The sequence below is a fragment of the Brevundimonas sp. Leaf168 genome (genome assembly GCF_001423685.1).
Classification (GTDB): Bacteria; Pseudomonadota; Alphaproteobacteria; order Caulobacterales; family Caulobacteraceae; genus Brevundimonas; species Brevundimonas vesicularis_C.
On record NZ_LMOY01000008.1, the window covers coordinates 95919 to 116936 of the forward strand.

Sequence of the window (21018 nt, forward strand, 5' to 3'; positions counted from 1 at the left end):
AAGTGACGGCCCGCCACGCAGAGGCGACGGGCCGTCCAGCTTTCAGTTCTACTTCAACGAACCGCTGTTCAGGTTCAGGGCGCCGGCCTCGATGACTTCGAGGTTCGGGTGTTTGGCGCGCAGATCGTCCAGGAACTTCGAGCCGTCACCGACGATGACCAGGCTGGCGCGGCTGACCGGCAGGTGTTCGGCGAAGGCGGCCTCGACCTGTTCGGGCGTGACGGCGCGAACTCGGCCGGCGTAGTCGGCGAGGTCGCTCATCGGCAGATCATAGAGCGCCAGGGTGGCGACCAGGGCGCCCAGGCCGTCCACCGTCTCCAGAGAGCGGCCGAAGCCGCCGATCAGGGTGGCGCGGCGCGGGGCCAGATCGGCCTGGGTCGGGGTCTCGGTTCCCAGCTTGGCGATTTCGGCCAGGATCAGATCGGCGACCTCGTCGGCGGTCTCGTTCTTGGTCTGGGTCGAGGCCGTAAATAGGCCCGCATCCGCCCGTGCGCCCAGCGACGACGAGGCGCCGTAGGACAGACCGCGCTTGATGCGGATTTCCTGGTTCAGGCGCGACGAGAAGCCGCCGCCCAACAGGGTGTTGCCGACCGTCAGCGGGAAGAAGTCCGCATCGGTGCGCGACACGCCGCGAACGGCGGCGACGACCGCGGCCTGACCGGCGCCGGGCTGGTTCACCACGACGATGCGCGGCGCCAGGGGCTGACCGGCCGGATTGGTCGCAGCGGCCGGGGCCGCGCCGGCCGGGCGCCAGTCGCCGAACGCCTGTTGCGCCAGGGCGCGGGCGGCGGCCGGCGTGATGTCGCCCGAGAAGACCAGGGTCGCGTCCGACGGCCGGTAGCGGGCGGCGTGGAAGGCGGCGACGTCGGCCGCCGTGATGGCCGGAACCGTCTGCTGGGTGATCGTCGCGCCATAGGGGGCGTCGCCGTAGATGACGCGGCCGACCGTCATGCCGGCGATGGACGCCGGCTGGCTGAGGGCGACGCGCAGGCCGTCCAGGGTCTGGGCCTGCTGACGTTCAAGCTCTTCGCCGGCGAAGGTCGGGTTCTTCACCAGATCCGCCATCAGGGCGACGGTCGCCGGGAAGGCGTTCGACGGCGCGTTGGCGTAGACGTTCGAAAAATCGACCCCGGCTGATGCGCCCACGCTGGCGCCCAACTGTTCGATCTGGGTGGCGATTTCGGGCGCGGTCCTGGTCTTGGTGCCCTGGGTCAGAAGGGCGGCGGTCATGGCGGCGACGCCGGCCTTGCCCGTCGGATCATCCGACGAACCGGCGTCGAAGCTGAGGCGGGCCGAGACCAGCGGCACGCCGTCGGTCGGGGCGACCAGGACGCGCAGGCCGTTGTCCAGGCGGAAGTCGACGACGGTCGGCGTCACGGGTGCGACCTCGGCGCCCGGCTGGGGCAGGGGCTTGCGCTCCGCCTCGGGCAGGAGGACGGCGGGCGGGCCGGCGGGGGCCAGGTCGGCGACCTTCACGGGGGCGTCCACGTTCATCTTCTGGACCGAGGCGGGGTTCTGATCGTCGGCGGCCAGGAAGGTGATCGTCGACTGGCGCTGCGGCGTCAGATATTTGCGGGCGACGCGCTGAATGTCGGCGACGGTGACGGCCTGGATCTGGGCGACCTCTTCGTCGGCGGCGGCGGCCGAGCCGGTGTTGATCAGCGAGAAGCCCAGGGCGGTCGCGCGGTCGTCCACCGTCTCGCGGCTGCGCAGGGCGCCGGCGACCAGTTCGTTCTTGGCCTCGGCCAGTTCAGCGGCGCTGACGAGCGTGTCGCGCAGCTTGGCGATCTCGTCGTTCAGGGCGGCGATGCCTTCCTCGGCCGTGTGACCCTGCGCCATGATGGCCAGGGCGGACAGATTGCCGGCCTGCTGCGAGAAGTCGGGGGTCGAGCCGATCTGGGCCGCGATCTGCTTGTCATAGACCAGCGAGCGATACAGGCGGCTGGATTCGCCGGTGGACAGGATGCCGTCCAGAACGGTCAGGGCGGCGCGGTCGGCGTCGGCGTATTTTACCGTCGGCCAGGCGACGACGGCGGCCGGCAGCGGCACGTTGGGCGCATAGTAGGTGACGTTGCGCGGACCCGCTGGCTCGGGCTCGACGACATTGTTGGTCGGGATCGGCGTGGTCGGATTTTTCAGCGGGCCGAAATACTGATCCACCCAGCGGTCCAGTTGAGCCTGGTCGAAGTTGCCGGCCACGATAAGATAGGCGGCGTCGGGACGATAATAGGTGGCGTGGAAGCGGCGAACGTCTTCCAGCGACGAGGCCTCCAGCTCCTCGATCGAGCCGATGCCCGGACGGCGATAGGGGCTGTCCTTATAGATGGTCTCGGGCACGAACAGGCCGAACAGACGACCATAAGGATTGGCCAGAATCCGCTGACGGTATTCCTCCTTCACCACGTCGCGCTCGGCGACGAAGGTCGGCTCGTCCACGACCAGCGAACCCATGCGGTCGGCCTCGGCGAACAGCATCCGCTCCAGGTGGTTGGCGGGCACGGTCTCGAAATAGGCGGTGGTGTCGTCGGCGGTGAAGGCGTTGTTGGAGCCGCCCACGTCCTCGGTCAGCCGGTCGAAGGTCTCGGGCGGCAGGTTGGTGGTGGACTTGAACATCAGGTGTTCGAACAGGTGGGCGAAGCCCGAGCGGCCGGCCGGGTCATCCTTGGAGCCCACTTTGTACCAGACCTGGACCGTGACGTTCGAGGTGTCGGCGTCACGCGCCGAATAGACCTCCAGCCCGTTCGCCAGAACGCGCTTGGTGAAGCCCAGCGGCGGCACGCTCACACCCTGCGGCGCCTGCCCGGTCGATTGAGCGGCGGCAGCGGCGGGCGCGGCGCCCTCTGCGAAGGCGGGGGCGGCGAGGCCGAGAAGGAGGGCCGAGGCGGCAGCTGTGGCGATCAGGCGGGATTTCATGAGAGGCTCCGAAGCCCGGAACGCCGGGCGCCGAGACCGTATCAGCGATTGGGCGTCTTGCACCTTACCGAGATGTAATGAAGCGCAAGGGGCGCAGGTCGTTCATGGACAAATCCCCGGCGGCGATCTATTCGCCCAATGTCGCATGTCAGCGGCGACCCCCTGCCGAGGATCCGTGCCGAGACGAGCGAAAGCGACTTCTGTCTCCGACGAAAAAATCGCGGTCTGGGCCTTCGTCCTGCAAAATATGGTTACTCCGCCCGCCGTACTTTACGGCAGTTGGGCGGCCGCCGGGCTGATCCTGGCGGCTCTCGGGCAGCCGTGGGTGGGGCTGGGGTTCGCCCTGGTCGGCATGGCGTTCGACGCTTGGGCCCAGGGGCGCGTTAAACGATACCAGAAGGCTGAGGCGCCCGTTGCAGGCTGGCCGCCGCTGCTGATGGTCATCGTGGCGATCCGGTTCGCCCTAGGGGTGTCCGGGCCGCTGATCGCCTGGCTGATGAACCCCCGCGCCGATGTGATGCTGGTGGTGGTGCTGATCCAGGTCTGGTCGATCGGTGTGGCTTTCGTTCAGTTCAGCGCGGCGCCTCGGCTGTTGGCGCTGGCGGCGGCGCCGATCTGCGCGACCGTGCTGGTCGTGATCTATCCCTCGCTAATCGGGCCGCACGGTCTGGCGGTGGTGGCGGCCTTCGTGATGCTGGCGACGATCCTGTTCATCATCTCGCGCGCGACCCACGCCCTGTGGTGCGACCTGTTCGCGGCGGATCAGCGCAACAAGGCGTTGCTGATGGACGTGCAGGCGGCGCATGAGGCGGCCGTGCTGGACCGCGACGCCGCCCGATGCGCGCGTCAGGAGGCGGACGAGGCCAATGCCGCCAAGTCCCGCTTCCTGGCCAATATGAGCCATGAGATCCGCACCCCTCTGAACGGCGTCATCGGCATGGCGCAGATCATGGCGGGCGACGCGCTGGAGGATCGGCAGAAGGCGCGACTGGAGATTCTGGATCGGTCGGCCCACACCCTTCTGGACCTGATCAACCAGATCCTGGACCTGTCGCGGATCGAGGAGGGGCGGCTGGAGATCGTGCCGCAGCCCATCGATGCGGACGCCTTGGTCCACGAGGTCACAGAGACGCTGCGGCCCTTGGCCGAAAGCAAGAACCTGGCCTTCCGCGTCGTGTCGCCGGGCCTGGGCTGGGTCAGCGCCGACCCGGTCCGGCTGCGCCAGATCCTGTTCAACCTGCTGTCCAACGCTATCAAGTTCACGACACAGGGGCAGGTGGCGTTGGATGTCGCGCGCACGGACGCCGGGGCGGTGTTCCGCGTGTCGGACACGGGGCGGGGCATACCGGCGGACCAGATCGGGCAGCTCTTTACGCGCTTCGCCCAGATCGAGGCGGCGGCCGTCGACCGGCGTGACGGGGCCGGGTTGGGCCTGTCGATCGTGGCGACCCTGGTGGAGCTGATGGGCGGCCGGATCGAGGTGGAGAGCGAGGCGGGCGAAGGGGCGATCTTCGTCGTCACGCTGCCGCTGACGCCGGCGCAACCTGTGAAGGCCGGCGAGGATGCGCCGGACGCCGAGCCAGAGCGGGCGCTGCGGGTGCTGGTCGCCGAGGACCATCCGGTCAATCAGCAGGTAATCCGGGGCCTTCTGGGCCAGGTCGGGATCGAGGTCGAGATCGTCGATGACGGTCTTCAGGCGGTCGAAGCGACGCAAACGCGCGACTGGGACCTGATCCTGATGAATGTGCAGATGCCGAACATGGACGGTCCGACGGCGACACGGACGATCCGGCAAGGCGAGGCCGACCAGGGGCTGGTCCGCACGCCGATCATCGCCCTGACGGCCAATGCGATGGTGGAGCAGGTCGAGGCCTATCTGGCGGCGGGCATGGACGCGGTGGTCAGCAAGCCCGTCGATCTGAAGGTTCTGCTGACCACCATTTCCGACGTGATGTCCGCAAAGACCTAGTCGCGGAAGACCTGGACGCCGATCTCGCCGGCGGGCGTCAGCCAAGCGTGCTTCATGCCCTGGCTGTTGAAGGGGGCGGCGATGTTTCCGGCGGCGTCCAGAGCGATCATGCCGCCGTCGCCGCCCATGGATCCGATTTCGTCGATCACGGCCTGGGTCGCTTGGGCCAAGGTCTGGCCGGCGGCGACGCGCCAGGCGACCTGGGCGGCGGCGGCGACGCGGATGAAATATTCCCCCTGGCCGGTGCAGGACGTTGCGGCGTGGGCGTCGGCCCAGGTTCCGGCGGCGGGGATCGGAGTGTCGCCGACGCGGCCCGGCATCTTGCCGAAGACGCCGGCGGTCGAGGTGGCGGCGGCGAGACGGCCCTGGCTGTCCAGCACGCAGGCGCCGACGGTGCCGTGGCTGAGGGTTCCGGGCGGATGGTTGTCCTCACCCTTGCCGGCGCCGGTGAACCAGGCGGCCTCGTCGGCGATGGGCTCCAGCCCCTGGTCGTGGGCGAACAGGGCCGCGCCCTCGCCCGCCAGCATGATATGCGGCGTCTTCTCCATCACCGCGCGCGCGGCGACGACGGGATTGCGGAACCCTTGCAGGGCGGCGACGGCGCCAGCGCGTTTGGTCGATCCGTCCATGATGCTGGCGTCCAGCTCATAGGCGCCGGCCAGATTGGGCGAGGCGCCCTTGCCCGCGACATAGAGGCCCGAATCCTCCAGCATGACGACTGCGGCGGTGGCCACATCCAGGGCGCTGTCGCCCGCCTCCAGCCGAACCTTCATGGCCTCGACCACCTCACGCATGTGCACGACCTCGGCGTCGTAGTTGCGTTCGCGCCGGGCGCCGGCGCCGCCGTGAAGGATGAGGGCGGTCATGTCGTCTTCCTGAGCCTTGTCTTCATCGCCTCTTTCAAACGGGCGTGGCGCTCTTTAGCGTCGCGATGAAGGCCGCGCCATGTCGGTCGATGGGAAACGGCCTCAAGCAGCGCGAAGCGCGGTAGGCCAAGAAAGGAAATCTTGATGCGCGCTGTTCTGTCCAAGACGCCTGGCGGTCCTGAAACCCTCGTGGTCGAGGACGTGCTCGATCCGACGCCCAAGGCGGGCGAGGTGATCATCGAGGTCAAGGCGGTTGGGATCAACTATCCCGACACCCTGATCATCGAGGACAAATATCAGTTCCGGCCCGAGCGGCCCTTCTCGCCGGGCGCCGAGGTCGCCGGCGTGGTCGAGGCGGTGGGCGAGGGCGTCAAGGGCGTGCGCAAGGGCGACCGGGTCATCGCCGTGCCGGGCTGGGGCGGGCTGGTCGAGCGGCTGGCGGTGCGGGCCGAGACGGTCATCCCCATTCCCGAGGCCATGAGCTTCGAAGAAGCGGCGGCCCTGATCATGACCTATGGCACCAGCTACTATGCGCTGAAGGACCGGGCGCAGCTGAAACCGGGCGAGACCCTGCTGGTGCTGGGTGCGGCCGGGGGCGTCGGCGCCGCCGCCGTCGAACTGGGCAAGGCTATGGGGGCCAAGGTGGTCGCCGCCGCCTCGACCAACGACAAGGTCGAGTTCGCGCTTGAACTGGGCGCCGACAATGGCCTGATCTATCCGTCGGGACCGATGGACAAGGCGGCGCAGAAAGAGCTGTCGGGCGAGTTCAAGCTGGCGACCGGCCGCGACGGCGCGGACGTGGTCTATGATGCGGTTGGCGGCGACTACGCCGATCCGGCGCTGCGGGCCATGGACTGGAACGGGCGCTATCTGGTGGTCGGCTTCCCGGCGGGCATTCCGTCCCTGCCGCTGAACCTGACGCTGCTGAAGTCGGTGTCGGTGATCGGCGTCTTCTGGGGCGCGGCGGTGATGCGCGATCCCAAGGCCCACGCCGCCAACATGGCCGAGCTGATGCAGATGTACGCGGACGGCAAGATCAGGCCGCGCGTGTCAAAGACCTTCCCGCTGGAAAAGGCCGGCGAAGCCATCAAGGCCCTGGGCGACCGTCAAGCCCTGGGCAAGATCGTGGTGACGGTCGAGAGCTGAATCCTCCCTCGCGGAGCGGGGGAGGATCATTATTTCGCCTTCAGCCGCTGCACCGCGTCCTCGGCCTGGTCGCGGTGGCGGCGTTTGATGTTGGCGCCGACCAGGGCCAGCAGGGCGGTGATGACGGCCGCATCGTCGGTGTAACCGATGCCCGCGAAGATGTCGGGAATGGCGTCCACAGGCATGACGAAATAGGCCAAACCCGCGAAGATCATGCCCTTAGCCGCCATCGGCGTCTGCGGATCGCGCGCGGCGTACCAGGCGGCCAGGGCCTGGTCCGCAAAGGGGATGCGGGCGGCCGTGCGCTGGATCTTGGGCCAGAAGCCCTTGGCCACGCGGGCCTCGTTGATCTTCACGACCGACGGCACGAGCGCCTTTTTCGGGTCCAGGACATCGGACGGATCGGCGGGTTTGGCTTTGGCGGTCATGGCCGCTAAATCCTCAATCGAAACTCAGGTTCACGACAATATAGGAACGAACAGGATGAAACTCGACAACACCATCGCCGCAGTGGTCACCGGCGGCGCCTCGGGCCTGGGCGAAGGCACCGCGCGCGCCATCGCGGCGACGGGGGCCAAGGTCGCCCTGTTCGATCTGAACGCCGAACGCGGCGAGGAAATCGCGAAAGAGATCGGCGGCGTCTTCTGTCAGGTGGACGTGACGGACGACGCCTCGGTCGCCGCCGCCTTCGAAAAGGCCCGCGCCGCCCATGGCCAGGAGCGTCTGACCGTCAACTGCGCCGGCATCGCCACGGGCCAGAAGACCGTCTCGCGCAAGAAGGACACCGGCGAGATCAAGGCCCACGACATGGCTCAGTTCGAGCGTACCGTGCGGGTCAATCTGTTCGGCACCTTCCGCGTTTTGTCGCAGTCGGCGGCGGGCATGGTGACGCTGGAGCCGATGGCGGACGGCGAGCGCGGCCTGATCGTCAACACAGCCTCGGTAGCGGCGCAGGACGGCCAGATCGGCCAGGCGGCCTATTCGGCGTCCAAGGGCGGCGTCTATGCGATGACCCTGCCGATCGCGCGCGATCTGGCTCAGGAAGGGGTGCGCTGCAACACCATCCTGCCCGGCATCATGTGGACGCCGATGATGGCTGGGATGGACCAGAAGATCCAGGACGCCCTGGCCGCCGCCATCCCCTTCCCCAGCCGTCTGGGCACGCCGGCCGACTATGCGTCGCTGGTGCTGGAGCTGGCTAGAAACGTCTACATCAACGGCGAATGCATCCGTCTGGACGGCGGGATTCGTCTGGCGCCGCGCTGAGGCGCGGAAGGGCGCTACGCTCGCGACGCGGTCGCTCGCTGCTTGAGCGCAAAAGCGCTCAGGCGGCGAGCAGCAAAGCGTTCCGGCAGCGGCCGTGGAGGCAATTATCGGGCTCAAGCAGCGCGAACCGCGATAGCCCGAAAAAACCTCTTGCAGGACCGATCAACCCTCCGCTATACGCCCCCTCCTCGACGGGGAGCGCACCTAGCTCCTACGGAGTGCGGGCGTAGCTCAGTGGTAGAGCACAACCTTGCCAAGGTTGGGGTCGAGAGTTCGAATCTCTTCGCCCGCTCCAAGTCGAGACAAATAAAATCAGGGGCCTGTCGGTTGCGGCAGGCCCCGATTTTTTGCCCGCTGCCTGAGGTGTTTTCAGATCAGTCCGGCGGCGAGCGTCAGCACGCCCAGACCGATCGACAGCGGCGCCCGCAGCGCCAGCCAGCCCTCGGGCGTCAGACCCGCCGTCTTCAGCTTCAGATCGACCAGGACGCTGGCGGTGATGAAGACGCCCAGCACGACCAGAGACGCGGCCGGGTTGGAACCCGCCGCCCAGACAACGCTGGTCGCCAGCGCGAGAAGCGAGGGCGCCACAGAGGCGATCCAGACCCATTTGGGCGCCTTCAGGCCCGTCGCGGCCGCCAGTCCCCACCAGACGCCGCCTAGGAAGCTGAAGATCAGGGCGGCGTAGGCGTAGGCCAGGCCGAGGGCGACGGTCTGCTGGTCGGCATCGCCTGCAACAAGGACGACGACCGCCGCCGCCTGGGGCAGCAGGCCGGCGAAACCCAGTATGCGGGCGAGCGGCGGCAAGCGATGTCGGCCGGTGGGTTCAATCGTCATCGGACACCTGTCGAGGCGGGTTGCGATCCAGACTGTAGAGGACGGCCGTATAGGATGGCGAGCCCGTTCGCCGTCGCCGAGAGCCTTCGATCGTCATGACCCCCTTGCTTGTCTGGTACGATGGCGGCTGTCCCCTGTGCCGACGCGAGATCGCCCTGATGCGTCGGCTGGATCGACGCGGCGCGATCCGATTCGTCGATGTGTCGGACGGACAGACGAGCTGCCCGCTGGATCGCGAGACGCTGCTGGCGCGATTCCACGCGACGGAGAACGGAAGACTGCTGTCGGGCGCGGCGGCGTTCGCGGCGATGTGGCGGGCGATCCCGCTGTTGCGGCCGCTGGGCCTGGCCGCACGCATCCCCTCAGTCCTTGCGGCGTTGGAGCAGGCGTACCGGGTGTTCCTTCGCCTGCGTCCTCGACTTCAGTCTCTCGCTCGCAAATGGGCCCGGTGATGGGAATAACGCATGTCCGTGCTTAGGCTGGTGCTGGGCGATCAGTTGTCGGACGACCTGTCGGCGCTGAAGGATCTGAACCCGGACGTCGACACGGTTCTGATGGCCGAGGTTCGCGACGAGGCGACCTATGTCCGGCATCACAAGCAGAAGCTGGCCCTGGTCTTCGCCGCCATGCGCAATCACGCCGAGCGGCTGAAGGGGCGGGGCGTCAAGGTGCGCTATGTGCGGATCGACGATGCGGACAACAGCGGCTCCATCACCGGCGAACTGGCCCGGGCGCTTGAGGAGGGCGCTTATGGAACGGTGGTGATGACCGAATGCGGCGAGTGGCGGCTGGCCGAGCATCTGGCCGCCTTTGCGGAAGGGGCGGAGCTGCCGGTCGAGATTCGCGAGGATCGCCGCTTCATCAGCAGCCACGACCGTTTTCGTCGCTGGGCCTCGGGCAAGTCGCAGCTGCGCATGGAATTCTTCTATCGCGAGATGCGCCGCGCGACGGGCATACTGATGGACGGCGATCAGCCGGAGGGCGGGCGCTGGAACTATGACGCCGAGAACCGCAAGAAGCTGGCCAAGGGCGTGACGCCCCCCGATCGCCTGCGCATCCCGCCCAACGCCGTGGCGCGCGAGGCGATGGCGGATGTCGAGCGACTGTTCGGCGACCATTTCGGATCGCTGGACGGGTTCGGCTGGGCCACGACGGCGCAGGAGGCGGAAGCTTCGCTGAAGCACTTCCTGAAGGACGTCCTGCCGTCGTTCGGGGACTGGCAGGACGCGATGGCGGAGGGTCAGCCATGGATGTGGCATGGGCTGATCTCGACCTCGATCAACCTGGGCCTGCTGGACCCGCTGGACGTCTGCAAGCGCGCCGAGGCGGTGTATCGGGCGGGCAAGGCGCCCCTGAATGCGGTCGAAGGCTTCATCCGGCAAATCCTGGGATGGCGCGAGTTCGTGCGCGGCATCTACTGGCTGAAGGCGCCGGAGTATCGGGCGCGCAACTTCCTGGATGCGGACCGCAAGCTGCCCTGGTTCTACTGGTCCGGCGAGACCGACATGGCCTGTGTCGCCGACGTGGTGGAGACCACGCGCGACAACGCCTACGCCCACCATATCCAGCGGCTGATGGTGACCGGCAATCTGGCCTTGCTGCTGGGCGTGCATCCCGATCAGGTCGATGACTGGTACATGTGCGTCTATGCCGACGCCTATGAATGGGTCGAGATGCCCAATACGCGCGGCATGGCCCTGTTCGCCGACGGGGGCATCGTGGGGTCCAAACCCTATGCGGCCTCGGGGGCCTATATCGACCGGATGAGCGACTACTGCGGGGCGTGTCGCTATGACGTGAAGAGCAAGAGCGGCGACGCGGCCTGTCCGTTCAACCGGCTGTACTGGGGCTTTCTGGAGCGCAATCGCGGCCGGCTGCGGGACAATGTGCGGCTGGCCATGCCCTATCGCACGCTGGAGAAGTTCGGGGAGGCCAAGCGCAAGGCCCTGGCGGCCGAGGCGGAGGCGTGCCGGACGCTGCTGGGCGCGACGCCGATCGATTGACCGTGGAACCACAGGCCCAGCGCGACCATTTGCCTTGCTGTTTCGTCCTGCTCGAAGAGGCCGCCCCCGTGATCCTGCCCCGCCGTTCCGCCCTTGTCCTGGCCGCCGCCGTCGCGGCCTCGGCCCTGTCCGCCTGCGCCTATAACGAGGCTCTGGGTCGCAATCAGCTGCTGCTGGTGGACAACGCCGCCCTGTCGCAGCAATCGACGGCGGCCTGGCGCGAGGCTATCGCCAAGCCAGGCGTGATGACGACCGGCGCGCAGGTCGACCGGATCCGGCGCGTCGGCGACCGTCTGGTTCAGGCGGCGGGGCTGGGCGGTCGGACCTGGGACTATGCGGTGTTCACGGAAGCCAGCCCCAACGCCTTCGTCCTGCCGTCCGGCCAGATCGGCGTGACGACCAGCCTGTTGGCCCTGGTCCAGAACGACGACCAGCTGGCCAGCGTGATCGGTCACGAAATCGGGCACGTCGTCGCCAACCATGCGGCCGAGCGCGCCTCGAACCAAACGGTGACCAGCGTCGGTCTGGCGGCCGTCGGCGGGGCGGCGGGTCGATACGGAGATGCGGTCAACGCCTATGGCGGTTTGGCCGCCCAATACGGCCTTCTGCTGCCCTATTCGCGGCGCGACGAGCTGGAGGCCGACCGTCTGGGCGTGGACTATATGGCCGGAGCCGGGTTCAAGCCGTCGCAGGCGGTGGCGCTATGGCGATTGATGGCGGCGCAGCGTCAGACCCAGACGCCGCAGTTCGCCTCGACCCACCCGTCGGATGCGACCCGGATCGAGGCGTTGCAGCAATATATCGCCAGCCGCGGCTGGAACTGATCAGACCCGGATGTCGAGGTAGGAGCCGGGGCGCATGATCCGCGGCTCCTCGCGTTGGGCCGGGGCGGGGGGCGCCTCGACCGGCCGGGCCGGGTTGGCGGTTCGGATCGTGGACATGACGGCGGCGGCCGGGACCGGCGGCTTCGGCGCCGCAGTTTGATCCACCGCATTCTGATTCAGGGCGGCGCGGAAGAAGGCCGCCTGAGCGCTGCGGGCGCTCGGCAGATCAAGGCCTTGGGCGGGTGTGTTCAGCGGCAGGCCGGGACGAATCGCGCTCATGCCGACATGGTTAACGCAAACCCTCGAAAAAGGGTTAACGCCGCCTCACCGCTTGGTCGGCGCGGGACGGGGCGGGGCCTGCATGGAGGCGACCAGTCGGTCGATGTCGGCGTCGTTCAGCAAGGGGCCGGACTGTTTGGCGGTGATGCGCCCCATGGCGTCGACGGCGAAGGTCTCGGGCACGCCGGAGATGCCGAGGTCGAGGCCCGCACGACCTTCGCGGTCCACCAGCACCATCGAATAGGGATCGCCCAGTTCGTCGAGGAAGGCGCGAGTGGCGACCGGCTCGTCCTTGTAGGCGATGCCGACCACGGCGACGCCGCGCGCCTTCAGCGCCAGCAGCTTGGGATGTTCGATCCGGCACGGCGCACACCAGGAGGCGAACACATTGACCAGCATGGGCCGACCGACGCCGGCAGTCTTCAGGTCCAGATTGCCCGGTCCCGCCTGATCGCCCGACAACAGGGGCAGGACCGTCTCGGGGATGGTCTGGCCGACCAGGGCGTCGGGCTTGAACGCCGGATCCCGCTTCAGCGACCAGCCGACGAACAGGGCCGCCAGAGCCGCGAGGACCACCAGTGGGATCAGGGCCAGCCAGCGGTTCATTTTTGTTGTCCTACAGCGCTTCGCGCTACTTGAGGACGGTCGGAATCCGCCCCTTCTGACGAGGGCGTTTGCGCTGGCTCCAGTCGCGCCAGTTCGCGCTTCCATTTGCGGGAGGCGACGACGGCGCGGACGGTCAGGACGATCAGCACCAGGGCGCTGACGCCCCAGGCGGGCCAGACGAAGGCGGCGTAGGGGGTCATGTCGAGGTCGAGCATGGCTTCAGGCCTCCTGAGCCAGACGGGCGCGCAGGGTCATGACGCGGCGGCGGCGGATCTCGGTGCGGATGGCGGTCAGCCACAGGGCCACAAACAGCATGCCATAGGCCGCCAGCATGGTCAGGAAGGGCGGCAGATAGACGGGGTCGAGGCCTGAGGAGCCAGGCGTCAGGAAGCTGGCGGGCTGGTGCAGGGTGTTCCACCAATCGACCGAGAATTTCACGATCGGCAGATTGATCAGGCCGACCAAGCCCAGGACGGCGGCGGCGCGTCCGGCCTTTTGCTCGTCGTCGATCGAGGCTCTCAGCGCCATATAACCGAGGTAGAAGAGAAACAGCACCAGCACGCTGGTCAGGCGCGCGTCCCAGACCCACCAGGTCCCCCACATCGGCTGGCCCCACAGCGAGCCGGTGAACAGGGCCAGGGCCGTGAAGGCGGCGCCCGGCAGGGCGGCGGCGCGGGCGGCGGCGTCGGCCAGGGCGTGGCGGAAGACCAGCGCAAAAAAGCTGGATACGCCCAGCGCGGCATAGGCGCCCAGGCCCAGAGTGGCGGCAGGCACATGGACGAACATGATCCGCACCGTGTCGCCCTGCTGATAATCGGCCGGAACGGTGAAGCTGAGCCAGGCGCCGACGGCCAGCAGCACGGCGGCGAGCCCCCACAGAACGGGCGTCAACGGGCCGGTGAAGGCCATGAAGCGCTGCGGATTGGACAGGCCGAACATCGGTTCAGCGCTTACGCAACGAATGGACCGCGGGCAAGCTCACCCTTGCGCGTTGCGAACGGCGGCGGCCCCGGCGAAGGGGGCGACGACGGCGGCGAACAGGACGTAGGCGCAGAGCAAGGCCAGCGCCGGGCCGATCGGCTGACCCGATCCGGCGCGCTCCAGGGCGCCGGCGCCGAAGACGACCGGCGGAATGAAGAGCGGCAGGACGACGACGGCGATCAGCAGCCCGCCACGCTTTGCGCCCAGCGCAAGGGCGGCGCCGAGCGCCCCGGTGAAGGCGAAGCCTGCGCCGCCGATCAGGGCGGTCAGTGCGACCAGCGGCGTCAGCGACGCGGGCAGGCCCAGCGCCAGGGCGGCGACGGGGGCGGTCAGGGCAAGCGGCAGACCGACGGCGATCCACTGGGCCAGGGCCTTGATCAGGACGACCTGCTCCAGCGCCAGATGACCGAGGGCCAGCAGATCCAGCGCCCCGTCCTCCATGTCGCGCTCGAACAGCCGCTCCAGCGACAGCAGGGACGCCAGGGCGAGGGCCAACCACGCGACGCCGCCGGCGACGGGGCCGAGCGTGCGCGGATCGCCGCCGGCCGCCAGCGGCAGAATGGCGGTCAGACAGGCGAAGAAGCCGCACGCCAGCAAGGGGCCGCCGCCCCCGCCCCAGGCCAGATCCAGCTCGCGCTCCAGCAGCACGCGCGTCGCGCCGCGCAGGCCAGGCGGACGGGGTTCCTGATCGACATCGCGGCGGCTCACTTCAGCGCCCCCAGATCGAGAGCGCGGGTCGGCAGCGGCAGGGGGTCGTGGACGGCGGCGACGATCAGGCCGTCGGCGTCCAGATGACGCTGCATCTGCTCGGCGAAAGCTTCGCGCCAGCGCGTGTCCAGCGGCGCCATCGGCTCGTCCAGCAGCCACAGGGCGCGCGGCGATCCGACCAGCCGGCCCATGGCCAGGCGACGGCGCTGACCGGCGGACAGACGCCGGACCTCCAGGTCCAGCAGGGGCTTCAGGCCGAAGGCCTCGACGGCGTGATCGACGCCGTACTGGGTGTGGCCCAGCCAGTCGCACTGAAACCCCAGCTCTTCGTGCGCGGTGCGGCCGCCCTTCAGCCCGTCCAGGTGGCCGAGAAAATGGGTTTCGCGTCCACGCGCCTGTCGTTCGTCCAGCCGATTGCCGTCGCCGTCCTGGAAGGCGACCGTGCCTGCGTCGGGGCGCAGCAGGCCGGCGATCGCGCGCAGCAGGCTGGTCTTGCCCGCCCCGTTTGCACCCGTCAGGGCCAGCACCTCGCCCGCGCGCAAGGTCAGGTCGAGACCGTCGAACAGTCGCCGCTCGCCGCGCGAGACGGTCAGGCCGGAGAGGGCGAGGGTGTGGATCATGACGGCATCTCCCTCCCCGCTCCTGGGAGGGTGGCCGAGCACAGCGAGGTCGGGTGGGGGCGGCGGCGTGATACATCGCTGATCGCTCTCGCCACAAGCCGTGCGCCCCTGCCGGGCCGCCCCCACCCGGTCGCTACGCGACCACCCTCCCCGTTCCGGGGAGGGAGAGGCAGGGCGTGTTTTCTGCGAACCCTTCTCAATGTCCACGTCAGGGGTGTGGACACATGGACGGTGCGGCGTGGCGGGGCTATAGGCACGGTCGCCGCAGCAGGCTTTCGCCGCGCGCGCAGGGGCCCTGTGAGCCGCTGCGTCTGCCGCGCGAAGGCGCAACCGGATTGTCGGGCGGCGCTGACCAGAGGAACTCTCCATGCCGTCGATCGACAGCTTCAAGACCCGCCAGGACCTTTCCGTCGGGCGTAAGAAATACGCCTATTACAGCCTTCCCGCCGCCGAGGAAGCCGGTCTGACCGGGATTTCCCGCCTGCCGCGCTCGATGAAGGTGCTGCTGGAGAACCTGCTGCGCAACGAGGACGGCGTTTCCGTCACCGAAGACGACCTGAAGGCCGTCGCCGCCTGGGTCGAGAACAAGGGCTCGGTCGAGCACGAGATCGCCTTCCGTCCGGCCCGCGTTCTGATGCAGGACTTCACCGGCGTTCCCGCCGTGGTCGATCTGGCCGCCATGCGCGACGCCATGAGCGCCCTGGGCGCCGACGCCGCTAAGATCAATCCGCTGGTGCCGGTCGATCTGGTCATCGACCACTCGGTCATGGTCGACAATTTCGGCACGTCCAAAGCCTTCGCCCAGAACGTCGAGCGCGAATACGAGCGCAACATCGAACGCTACAACTTCCTGCGTTGGGGTTCGTCGGCCTTCAACAACTTCCGCGTCGTGCCGCCCGGCACCGGCATCTGCCACCAGGTGAACCTCGAAAACCTGGCCCAGACCGTCTGGACCCTGGACGAAGGCAAGAAGACCGTCGCCTATCCCGATACCGTCGTCGGCACCGACAGCCACACCACCATGATCAACGGCCTAGCCGTCCTGGGCTGGGGCGTGGGCGGCATCGAGGCCGAGGCGGCCATGCTGGGCCAGCCGATCCCGATGCTGATCCCCGAGGTCATCGGCTTCAAGCTGACGGGTTCGATGCCCGAAGGCACGACGGCGACCGACCTGGTGCTGACCGTCACCCAGATGCTGCGCAAGAAGGGCGTGGTCGGCAAGTTCGTGGAGTTCTTCGGCGACGCCCTGCCGAACATGACCATCGAGGACCAAGCAACCATCGCCAACATGGCTCCGGAATACGGCGCCACCTGCGGCTTCTTCCCCGTCTCGGCCGCGACCATCGGCTATCTGACCGCCACGGGCCGCGACAAGGCGCGCGTCGCCCTGGTCGAAGCCTACGCCAAGGCCCAGGGCCTGTGGATCGACGAGAATTCGGAAGACCCGGTCTTCACTGATGTGCTGGAACTGGACATCTCGACCGTCGTACCGTCGCTGGCGGGTCCGAAGCGTCCGCAGGACCGCGTCGAACTGACCACCGCCGCTCCGGCGTTCGAAACCGCCCTGACCGACGTCTTCGCCCGTCCGTCCGACGCCGAGCGTGTCTCGGTGGATGGCCAGAAGTTCACCGTCGGCGACGGCGACGTGGTCATCGCGGCCATCACCTCCTGCACCAACACCTCCAACCCGTCGGTCCTGATCGCCGCCGGTCTGGTGGCGCGCAAGGCCAATGCGCTGGGCCTGAAGGCCAAGCCCTGGGTCAAGACCTCGCTGGCCCCCGGCTCGCAGGTCGTGACCGACTATCTGACCGACGCCGGCCTGCAGAAGGATCTGGACGCCCTGGGCTTCAACCTGGTCGGCTATGGCTGCACCACCTGCATCGGCAACTCGGGTCCGCTGGACCCGGCGATCTCCAAGGCGATCAACGACAACGCCCTGGTCGCCACCTCGGTCCTGTCGGGCAACCGCAACTTCGAAGGCCGCGTGAACCCCGACGTCCAGGCCAACTATCTGGCCTCGCCGCCGCTGGTCGTGGCCTACGCCATCGCCGGCTCGATGCGGATCGACATCACCAAGGATCCGATCGGTCAGGACAAGAAGGGCAACGACGTCTTCCTGAAGGACGTCTGGCCGACCACGCAGGAAATCGCCGACATCCAGCGTAAGTCCGTCACCCCGGCCATGTTCGCCAAACGTTACAAGGACGTGTTCAAGGGCGACAAGCATTGGCAGGCCATCAAGGTCACCGGCGGTCAGACCTATGAGTGGGACGACAGCTCGACCTACGTCGCCAACCCGCCCTATTTCGACGGCCTGTCGATGGACCTGACCCCGGTTCAGGACGTGGTCGAGGCTCGCGTTCTGGCCATCTTCGGCGACTCGATCACCACTGACCACATCAGCCCAGCCGGTTCGATCAAGAAGACCTCGCCCGCCGGCGTTTATCTGACCAACCACGGCGTCGAGGCGGCCGAGTTCAACAGCTACGGCGCCCGTCGCGGCAACCACGAAGTCATGATGCGCGGCACCTTCGCCAACATCCGCATCAAGAACCGCATCACGCCCGAGATCGAAGGCGGCGTGACCAAGCACTTCCCGTCGAACGACACGATGTCGATCTATGACGCGGCCATGCGGTATCAGTCGGAAGGCCGCCCGCTGGTCGTCTTCGCCGGCAAGGAATACGGCACCGGCTCGTCGCGCGACTGGGCGGCGAAGGGCACGCGTCTGCTGGGCGTTCGCGCCGTCATCGCCGAAAGCTTCGAGCGCATCCACCGCTCCAACCTGGTCGGGATGGGCGTCGTGCCGCTGCAGTTCAAGCAGGACGGCTGGCTGAAGCTGGGCCTGACGGGCGAGGAGATCGTCACGATCCGCGGCCTGTCGGACGCCAACATCGGCAAGCTGAAGCCGCGTCAGGACCTGTGGGTCGAGCTGTTCCGCCCGTCGGACGGAAAGATGGCCCGCTTCCCGGTTCGCTGCCGCATCGATAACCAGACCGAGCTGGATTATCTGCTGGCCGGCGGCGTCATGCCCTATGTGCTGCGCAACCTGGCGCGCGGTCCGGAAACCGAAGCGCCGATCGCCGCCGAATAGGTCGCGGATCGCCCAGACAAGAAAAGAGGGCCGGCGGAGCGATCCGCCGGCCCTTTTCCGTTTGCCGAAAGGCGGTGGTCATTCGGCGCTGACGACCACCAGCTTGCGGTTCACGAACTCCTTGATGCCCACATCGCCCAGTTCGCGGCCGAAGCCCGAGCGTTTGACGCCGCCGAACGGCAGTTCGGGCATGGAGGTCGTGGTGGTGTTGATGAAGACCATGCCGGTCTCGATGCGAGAGGCCAGTTTGCGGGCGCGGTCGGTGTCGCCCGAGAAGACCGAGCCGCCCAGGCCGAAGTGGGAGTCGTTGGCCAGGGCCACGACCGCGTCGTCGTCCTCGACCACGAAGACCTGGGCTACGGGGCCGAAGAACTCCTGATAGAAGGCCGGGTTGTCGCGCGCGACGTCAGTCAGGACGGTCGGCTCGTAGAAGAAGCCGGTGCGATCGGCGGGCTTGCCGCCGGTCACCGCCTTGGCGCCGTGCTGGATCGCCTCGTCCACCTGTTTGGTCAGGGTCTTCAGCGCATCCTCGGACGACAGCGGGCCCAGGTCGGTGGCCTCGTCCAGCGGATCGCCCATGACGGCCTTCTTCATGCCTTCGACGAAGCCGGTGATGAAGGCGTCGGAGACCGACTTTTGGACGATGAAGCGCTTGGAGCCGGTGCAGACCTGTCCGGCGTTGGACAGGCGGCCTTCGACGCCTGCCGCGACCGCCTTTTCGATGTCGGCGTCGTCCAGCACCACGAAGACGTCGCTGCCGCCCAGTTCCAGCGTGGACTTCTTCAGCATTTCCGAGGCGCGGGCCGAGACCTTGGCGCCGGCGCCCTCCGATCCGGTCAGGGCCACGCCCTGGATGCGGTCGTCGCCGATCAGTTCCGCGACCTTGTCCGAGGAGATGTAGAGGTTGGCGACGAACCCTTCGGGCGCGCCGGCCTCACGTACCAGTTCGGCGAAGCGGGCGGCGCAGCGGGGCACGATGCCCGCGTGCTTGTAGAGCACAGGATTGCCGACCGCGATGGCGGGGGCGACGACGCGGATCAGCTGATAGATCGGGAAGTTCCACGGCTCGACCGCCAGCAGCACGCCGATCGGATGAAACTCGACCCAGGCCTCGCCTAGTTCGCTGTCGATCTTTTCGGGTTTCAGGAAATCGGCGGCCTTCTCGGCATAGTAGGCGGCGATGCCGGCGCACAGATCGATCTCGCCCTGCCCCTGAGCCAGGGGCTTGCCCATCTCCTCGGCCATGGTGCGGGCCAAGTCGTCGCGGTTTTCGGTCAGCAGGCCCGACAAGGATTTCAGCACGGCGAGGCGCGGCTGGATGTCGCCCTTGGACCAATCCGAATGGAACAGGCCGTCGGCCTTGGCCAGGGCGGCCTCGACGGCGTCGTCGGTGTGTTCGGGATAGTCCTCGACCAGTTGTTCGGTGAAGGGATTGAGGGTGCGGTAGGCCATGGGGCGTCCTGAAGCTTCGGTCGAACGCCCGGGGCGGCGTCGATCCGCTGTCAGGAAAGCAAACGCGACCTGTCGGGGCGGGTTGCCTGGCCGTCAGTCCGGATCGCTGAACGGCGGCGGCAGTTGGCCGGACTTGAAGAGGATGGTCGGCTCTTCGTCGTAATCCCCCATTTCGGTGTCGGCCGAGACGGCGAAGGCGACGACGCCCAGACGCAACGGCGCCAGGCGTTCGGCCTTGCGACGCGCCTCTTCGGCGTCCTTGCAGCCGACCTGAGGTTCTGCGCGCAGGGCCTTGCCCCGGCCCTGGACATAGGCCTGGACGATATAGACGGTTTCGGTTGCCATCTGCTTCCAAGCGGCCTGTTCGGCGCTCAGGTCAATCGATCAATCGAGCCTCAGTCCGTTTTCACTCTAGCTTCACTCTAGCTTCAGGGCCTCGGCCAGCAGCCGGGCCTCGGCGGCGCGGCTGGAGCCGGCGCGCCAGGCGACGACGATCTCGCGATGGGGCGGGACGCCGTCGGCCTGGTTTTCGAAGGCGCGAATGGCGACGGAGGGGTTGTCGGCCAGACCGGCCTGCACCGCCATCTTCGGCAGGAAGGAAACGCCGAGGCCCGAGCCGACCATCTGGACCAGAGTGTGCAGGCTGGTGGCCGCAAAGACGTCGTCGCCACGCGGGGCCTCGATGTCCAGCGCCGCCAGAGCGTGGTCGCGCAGGCAATGTCCGTCTTCCAGCAGGATCAGATCCTCGGCCCGCAGCGAGCCGGGACGGATGGGGCCGGGCGCGGCCAAGGCATGGTCGGCGGGGGCTGCAGCCATGATCTCGTCATCGCCGATGCGAGCGTGGGCGATGCCCGGCGCATCATAAGGCAGGGCGATGACCGCCGCGTCGATCTGACCTGCCTTCAGCGCCGCGATCAGCCGGGGTGTAAGATCCTCGCGGATGAACAGCTTCAGGCTGGGATAGGCGGCCTTCACCGACGGGAGCTTGGCGGGCAGCAGGAAGGGGGCCACGGTCGGAATTACGCCGAGGCGGAATCGGCCGGACAGCAGACGCCCGGCGTTTTTGGCCGCCTCGACCAGATCCTCGGTGCGGGCCAGGACGTCCTCGGCGCGGCGAACGGCCTCGGCTCCAACGGCGGTCATGATTACGGCGCCGCGCGCGCGTTCGACCACCGGCGCGCCCAGGATGCGCTCAAGCTCCTGCACCCCGGCGCTGAGGGCGGGCTGGCTGACATGAGCGGCCTCGGCGGCGCGCGAGAAGCTGCCGTGTTCGGCCAGGAGCTTGAGATACTGGAGCTGACGCAACGTGGGGAGCATGGAAGGGAAATAGGCCTGCCCTATGCTGACGCCAAGGATAATCGATTGGCTTTATCCGTTTGACCCGTGTCGTATGACCCCATCATCTACAGGGCGATGCAAAAATCGCTCGCCGTCGTGCGCCAGAGCAGCAGGGAGAA

At 67.8% G+C, this 21018-nt stretch carries 20 protein-coding genes and 1 tRNA gene; 8 read left to right on the forward strand and 13 right to left on the reverse strand.

Translation table 11 applies throughout. The features are described 5' to 3' along the window. Nucleotides 1-48: 48 nt before the first annotated feature. The gene (locus ASF81_RS07740; RefSeq protein WP_055807250.1) at nt 49-2913 is read right to left on the reverse strand and encodes a pitrilysin family protein; all 2865 of its coding nucleotides are present in this window, start codon (nt 2911-2913) and stop codon (nt 49-51) included. 247 nt (nt 2914-3160) lie between these two features. Between ASF81_RS07740 and ASF81_RS07745 the strand changes: the two genes are divergently transcribed. Then, the gene (locus tag ASF81_RS07745) at nt 3161-4882 is read left to right on the forward strand and encodes an ATP-binding protein (protein WP_162237590.1); all 1722 of its coding nucleotides are present in this window, start codon (nt 3161-3163) and stop codon (nt 4880-4882) included. Here ASF81_RS07745 and ASF81_RS07750 read toward each other — a convergent pair. Next, nucleotides 4879-5748, reverse strand: a complete 870-nt coding sequence (locus tag ASF81_RS07750) for an isoaspartyl peptidase/L-asparaginase family protein (protein WP_055807257.1) — start codon at nt 5746-5748, stop codon at nt 4879-4881. The two genes, ASF81_RS07745 and ASF81_RS07750, sit on opposite strands and share 4 nt — an antisense overlap. Nucleotides 5749-5892: 144 nt before the next feature. On the opposite strand from ASF81_RS07750, the gene ASF81_RS07755 reads away from it, so the two are divergent. Further along, the gene (locus ASF81_RS07755; protein WP_055807260.1) at nt 5893-6894 is read left to right on the forward strand and encodes an NADPH:quinone oxidoreductase family protein; all 1002 of its coding nucleotides are present in this window, start codon (nt 5893-5895) and stop codon (nt 6892-6894) included. Between the two features lie 29 nt (nt 6895-6923). Here ASF81_RS07755 and ASF81_RS07760 read toward each other — a convergent pair whose 3' ends face one another. Then, on the reverse strand, nt 6924-7322 hold the full coding sequence (locus ASF81_RS07760) for a YkvA family protein (protein ID WP_055754271.1): 399 nt from the start codon (nt 7320-7322) through the stop codon (nt 6924-6926). Between the two features lie 55 nt (nt 7323-7377). Between ASF81_RS07760 and ASF81_RS07765 the strand changes: the two genes are divergently transcribed. Further along, a complete protein-coding gene (locus ASF81_RS07765) occupies nt 7378-8160 on the forward strand; it encodes an SDR family oxidoreductase (RefSeq protein ID WP_055807263.1) in 783 nt (260 codons plus the stop codon). Nucleotides 8161-8380: 220 nt separating this feature from the next. Continuing rightward, nucleotides 8381-8455: transfer RNA gene (locus tag ASF81_RS07770), tRNA-Gly, on the forward strand. Nucleotides 8456-8529: 74 nt separating this feature from the next. On the opposite strand, the gene ASF81_RS07775 is transcribed toward ASF81_RS07770, so the two are convergent. Then, on the reverse strand, nt 8530-8994 hold the full coding sequence (locus tag ASF81_RS07775) for a DUF3429 domain-containing protein (protein ID WP_055807267.1): 465 nt from the start codon (nt 8992-8994) through the stop codon (nt 8530-8532). A gap of 95 nt (nt 8995-9089) precedes the next feature. Between ASF81_RS07775 and ASF81_RS07780 the strand changes: the two genes are divergently transcribed. From ASF81_RS07780 to ASF81_RS07790, 3 genes are all read left to right on the forward strand, one after another. Next, nucleotides 9090-9446: a DUF393 domain-containing protein gene (locus ASF81_RS07780; RefSeq protein WP_055807269.1), complete on the forward strand. Its 357-nt coding sequence runs from the start codon at nt 9090-9092 to the stop codon at nt 9444-9446. Between the two features lie 12 nt (nt 9447-9458). Then, nucleotides 9459-10997 (forward strand): cryptochrome/photolyase family protein, encoded by a 1539-nt coding sequence (locus ASF81_RS07785; RefSeq protein WP_055807272.1) that lies wholly within the window; start codon nt 9459-9461, stop codon nt 10995-10997. A gap of 68 nt (nt 10998-11065) precedes the next feature. Further along, on the forward strand, nt 11066-11821 hold the full coding sequence (locus ASF81_RS07790) for a M48 family metallopeptidase (protein WP_039244085.1): 756 nt from the start codon (nt 11066-11068) through the stop codon (nt 11819-11821). On the opposite strand, the gene ASF81_RS07795 is transcribed toward ASF81_RS07790, so the two are convergent. Genes ASF81_RS07795 through ccmA form a run of 6 tightly spaced genes read right to left on the reverse strand, consistent with a single transcriptional unit; the run spans nt 11822 to nt 15015 of the window. Next, nucleotides 11822-12100 carry a hypothetical protein gene (locus tag ASF81_RS07795; RefSeq protein WP_039243838.1) on the reverse strand — a complete coding sequence of 93 codons (279 nt, stop codon included), beginning with the start codon at nt 12098-12100 and terminating at the stop codon, nt 11822-11824. It abuts the gene before it with no gap. Between the two features lie 45 nt (nt 12101-12145). Continuing rightward, complete coding sequence (locus ASF81_RS07800) at nt 12146-12706, reverse strand: DsbE family thiol:disulfide interchange protein (protein ID WP_055807275.1); 561 nt, start codon at nt 12704-12706, stop codon at nt 12146-12148. Next, nucleotides 12703-12921: a heme exporter protein CcmD gene (ccmD, locus tag ASF81_RS07805; protein ID WP_055807279.1), complete on the reverse strand. Its 219-nt coding sequence runs from the start codon at nt 12919-12921 to the stop codon at nt 12703-12705. The genes ASF81_RS07800 and ccmD overlap by 4 nt, the downstream gene beginning before the upstream one ends. Nucleotides 12922-12925: 4 nt before the next feature. Further along, a complete protein-coding gene (locus tag ASF81_RS07810; RefSeq protein ID WP_055807282.1) occupies nt 12926-13645 on the reverse strand; it encodes a heme ABC transporter permease in 720 nt (239 codons plus the stop codon). A 39-nt stretch (nt 13646-13684) separates the two neighbouring features. Beyond that, the gene (gene ccmB, locus ASF81_RS07815; protein ID WP_045809988.1) at nt 13685-14395 is read right to left on the reverse strand and encodes a heme exporter protein CcmB; all 711 of its coding nucleotides are present in this window, start codon (nt 14393-14395) and stop codon (nt 13685-13687) included. Next, entirely contained in the window at nt 14392-15015 is a 624-nt protein-coding gene (gene ccmA, locus ASF81_RS07820; protein WP_055807287.1) for a heme ABC exporter ATP-binding protein CcmA, read from the reverse strand. Before ccmA ends, ccmB begins: the two co-directional genes overlap by 4 nt. A 367-nt stretch (nt 15016-15382) precedes the next feature. Here ccmA and acnA point away from each other — a divergent pair, with 367 nt between their 5' ends. Further along, nucleotides 15383-18109, forward strand: a complete 2727-nt coding sequence (acnA, locus tag ASF81_RS07825; protein WP_055807289.1) for an aconitate hydratase AcnA — start codon at nt 15383-15385, stop codon at nt 18107-18109. A gap of 78 nt (nt 18110-18187) precedes the next feature. Here acnA and ASF81_RS07830 read toward each other — a convergent pair whose 3' ends face one another. The 3 genes from ASF81_RS07830 to ASF81_RS07840 form a co-directional block, all read right to left on the reverse strand. After that, nucleotides 18188-19561: an NAD-dependent succinate-semialdehyde dehydrogenase gene (locus ASF81_RS07830; protein WP_055807293.1), complete on the reverse strand. Its 1374-nt coding sequence runs from the start codon at nt 19559-19561 to the stop codon at nt 18188-18190. 93 nt (nt 19562-19654) lie between these two features. After that, complete coding sequence (locus ASF81_RS07835) at nt 19655-19906, reverse strand: hypothetical protein (protein WP_055807296.1); 252 nt, start codon at nt 19904-19906, stop codon at nt 19655-19657. Between the two features lie 72 nt (nt 19907-19978). Further along, nucleotides 19979-20878 (reverse strand): hydrogen peroxide-inducible genes activator, encoded by a 900-nt coding sequence (locus ASF81_RS07840; protein WP_055807300.1) that lies wholly within the window; start codon nt 20876-20878, stop codon nt 19979-19981. Between the last annotated feature and the right edge of the window lie 140 nt (nt 20879-21018).

Excerpts from the sequence above, each read along its gene's own strand:
- ccmD (WP_055807279.1), bottom strand. The coding sequence starts at position 12,921 with ATGCTCGACCTCGACATGACCCCCTACGCCGCCTTCGTCTGGCCCGCC.
- ASF81_RS07750 (WP_055807257.1), bottom strand. The coding sequence starts at position 5,748 with ATGACCGCCCTCATCCTTCACGGCGGCGCCGGCGCCCGGCGCGAACGC.
- ASF81_RS07745 (WP_162237590.1), top strand. The coding sequence starts at position 3,161 with ATGGTTACTCCGCCCGCCGTACTTTACGGCAGTTGGGCGGCCGCCGGG.
- ASF81_RS07840 (WP_055807300.1), bottom strand. The coding sequence starts at position 20,878 with ATGCTCCCCACGTTGCGTCAGCTCCAGTATCTCAAGCTCCTGGCCGAA.
- ASF81_RS07800 (WP_055807275.1), bottom strand. The coding sequence starts at position 12,706 with ATGAACCGCTGGCTGGCCCTGATCCCACTGGTGGTCCTCGCGGCTCTG.
- ASF81_RS07785 (WP_055807272.1), top strand. The coding sequence starts at position 9,459 with ATGTCCGTGCTTAGGCTGGTGCTGGGCGATCAGTTGTCGGACGACCTG.
- ASF81_RS07810 (WP_055807282.1), bottom strand. The coding sequence starts at position 13,645 with ATGTTCGGCCTGTCCAATCCGCAGCGCTTCATGGCCTTCACCGGCCCG.
- ASF81_RS07760 (WP_055754271.1), bottom strand. The coding sequence starts at position 7,322 with ATGACCGCCAAAGCCAAACCCGCCGATCCGTCCGATGTCCTGGACCCG.
- ASF81_RS07780 (WP_055807269.1), top strand. The coding sequence starts at position 9,090 with ATGACCCCCTTGCTTGTCTGGTACGATGGCGGCTGTCCCCTGTGCCGA.
- acnA (WP_055807289.1), top strand. The coding sequence starts at position 15,383 with ATGCCGTCGATCGACAGCTTCAAGACCCGCCAGGACCTTTCCGTCGGG.
- ASF81_RS07835 (WP_055807296.1), bottom strand. The coding sequence starts at position 19,906 with ATGGCAACCGAAACCGTCTATATCGTCCAGGCCTATGTCCAGGGCCGG.
- ASF81_RS07740 (WP_055807250.1), bottom strand. The coding sequence starts at position 2,913 with ATGAAATCCCGCCTGATCGCCACAGCTGCCGCCTCGGCCCTCCTTCTC.
- ASF81_RS07775 (WP_055807267.1), bottom strand. The coding sequence starts at position 8,994 with ATGACGATTGAACCCACCGGCCGACATCGCTTGCCGCCGCTCGCCCGC.
- ASF81_RS07795 (WP_039243838.1), bottom strand. The coding sequence starts at position 12,100 with ATGAGCGCGATTCGTCCCGGCCTGCCGCTGAACACACCCGCCCAAGGC.
- ASF81_RS07830 (WP_055807293.1), bottom strand. The coding sequence starts at position 19,561 with ATGGCCTACCGCACCCTCAATCCCTTCACCGAACAACTGGTCGAGGAC.
- ccmA (WP_055807287.1), bottom strand. The coding sequence starts at position 15,015 with ATGATCCACACCCTCGCCCTCTCCGGCCTGACCGTCTCGCGCGGCGAG.
- ASF81_RS07755 (WP_055807260.1), top strand. The coding sequence starts at position 5,893 with ATGCGCGCTGTTCTGTCCAAGACGCCTGGCGGTCCTGAAACCCTCGTG.
- ASF81_RS07765 (WP_055807263.1), top strand. The coding sequence starts at position 7,378 with ATGAAACTCGACAACACCATCGCCGCAGTGGTCACCGGCGGCGCCTCG.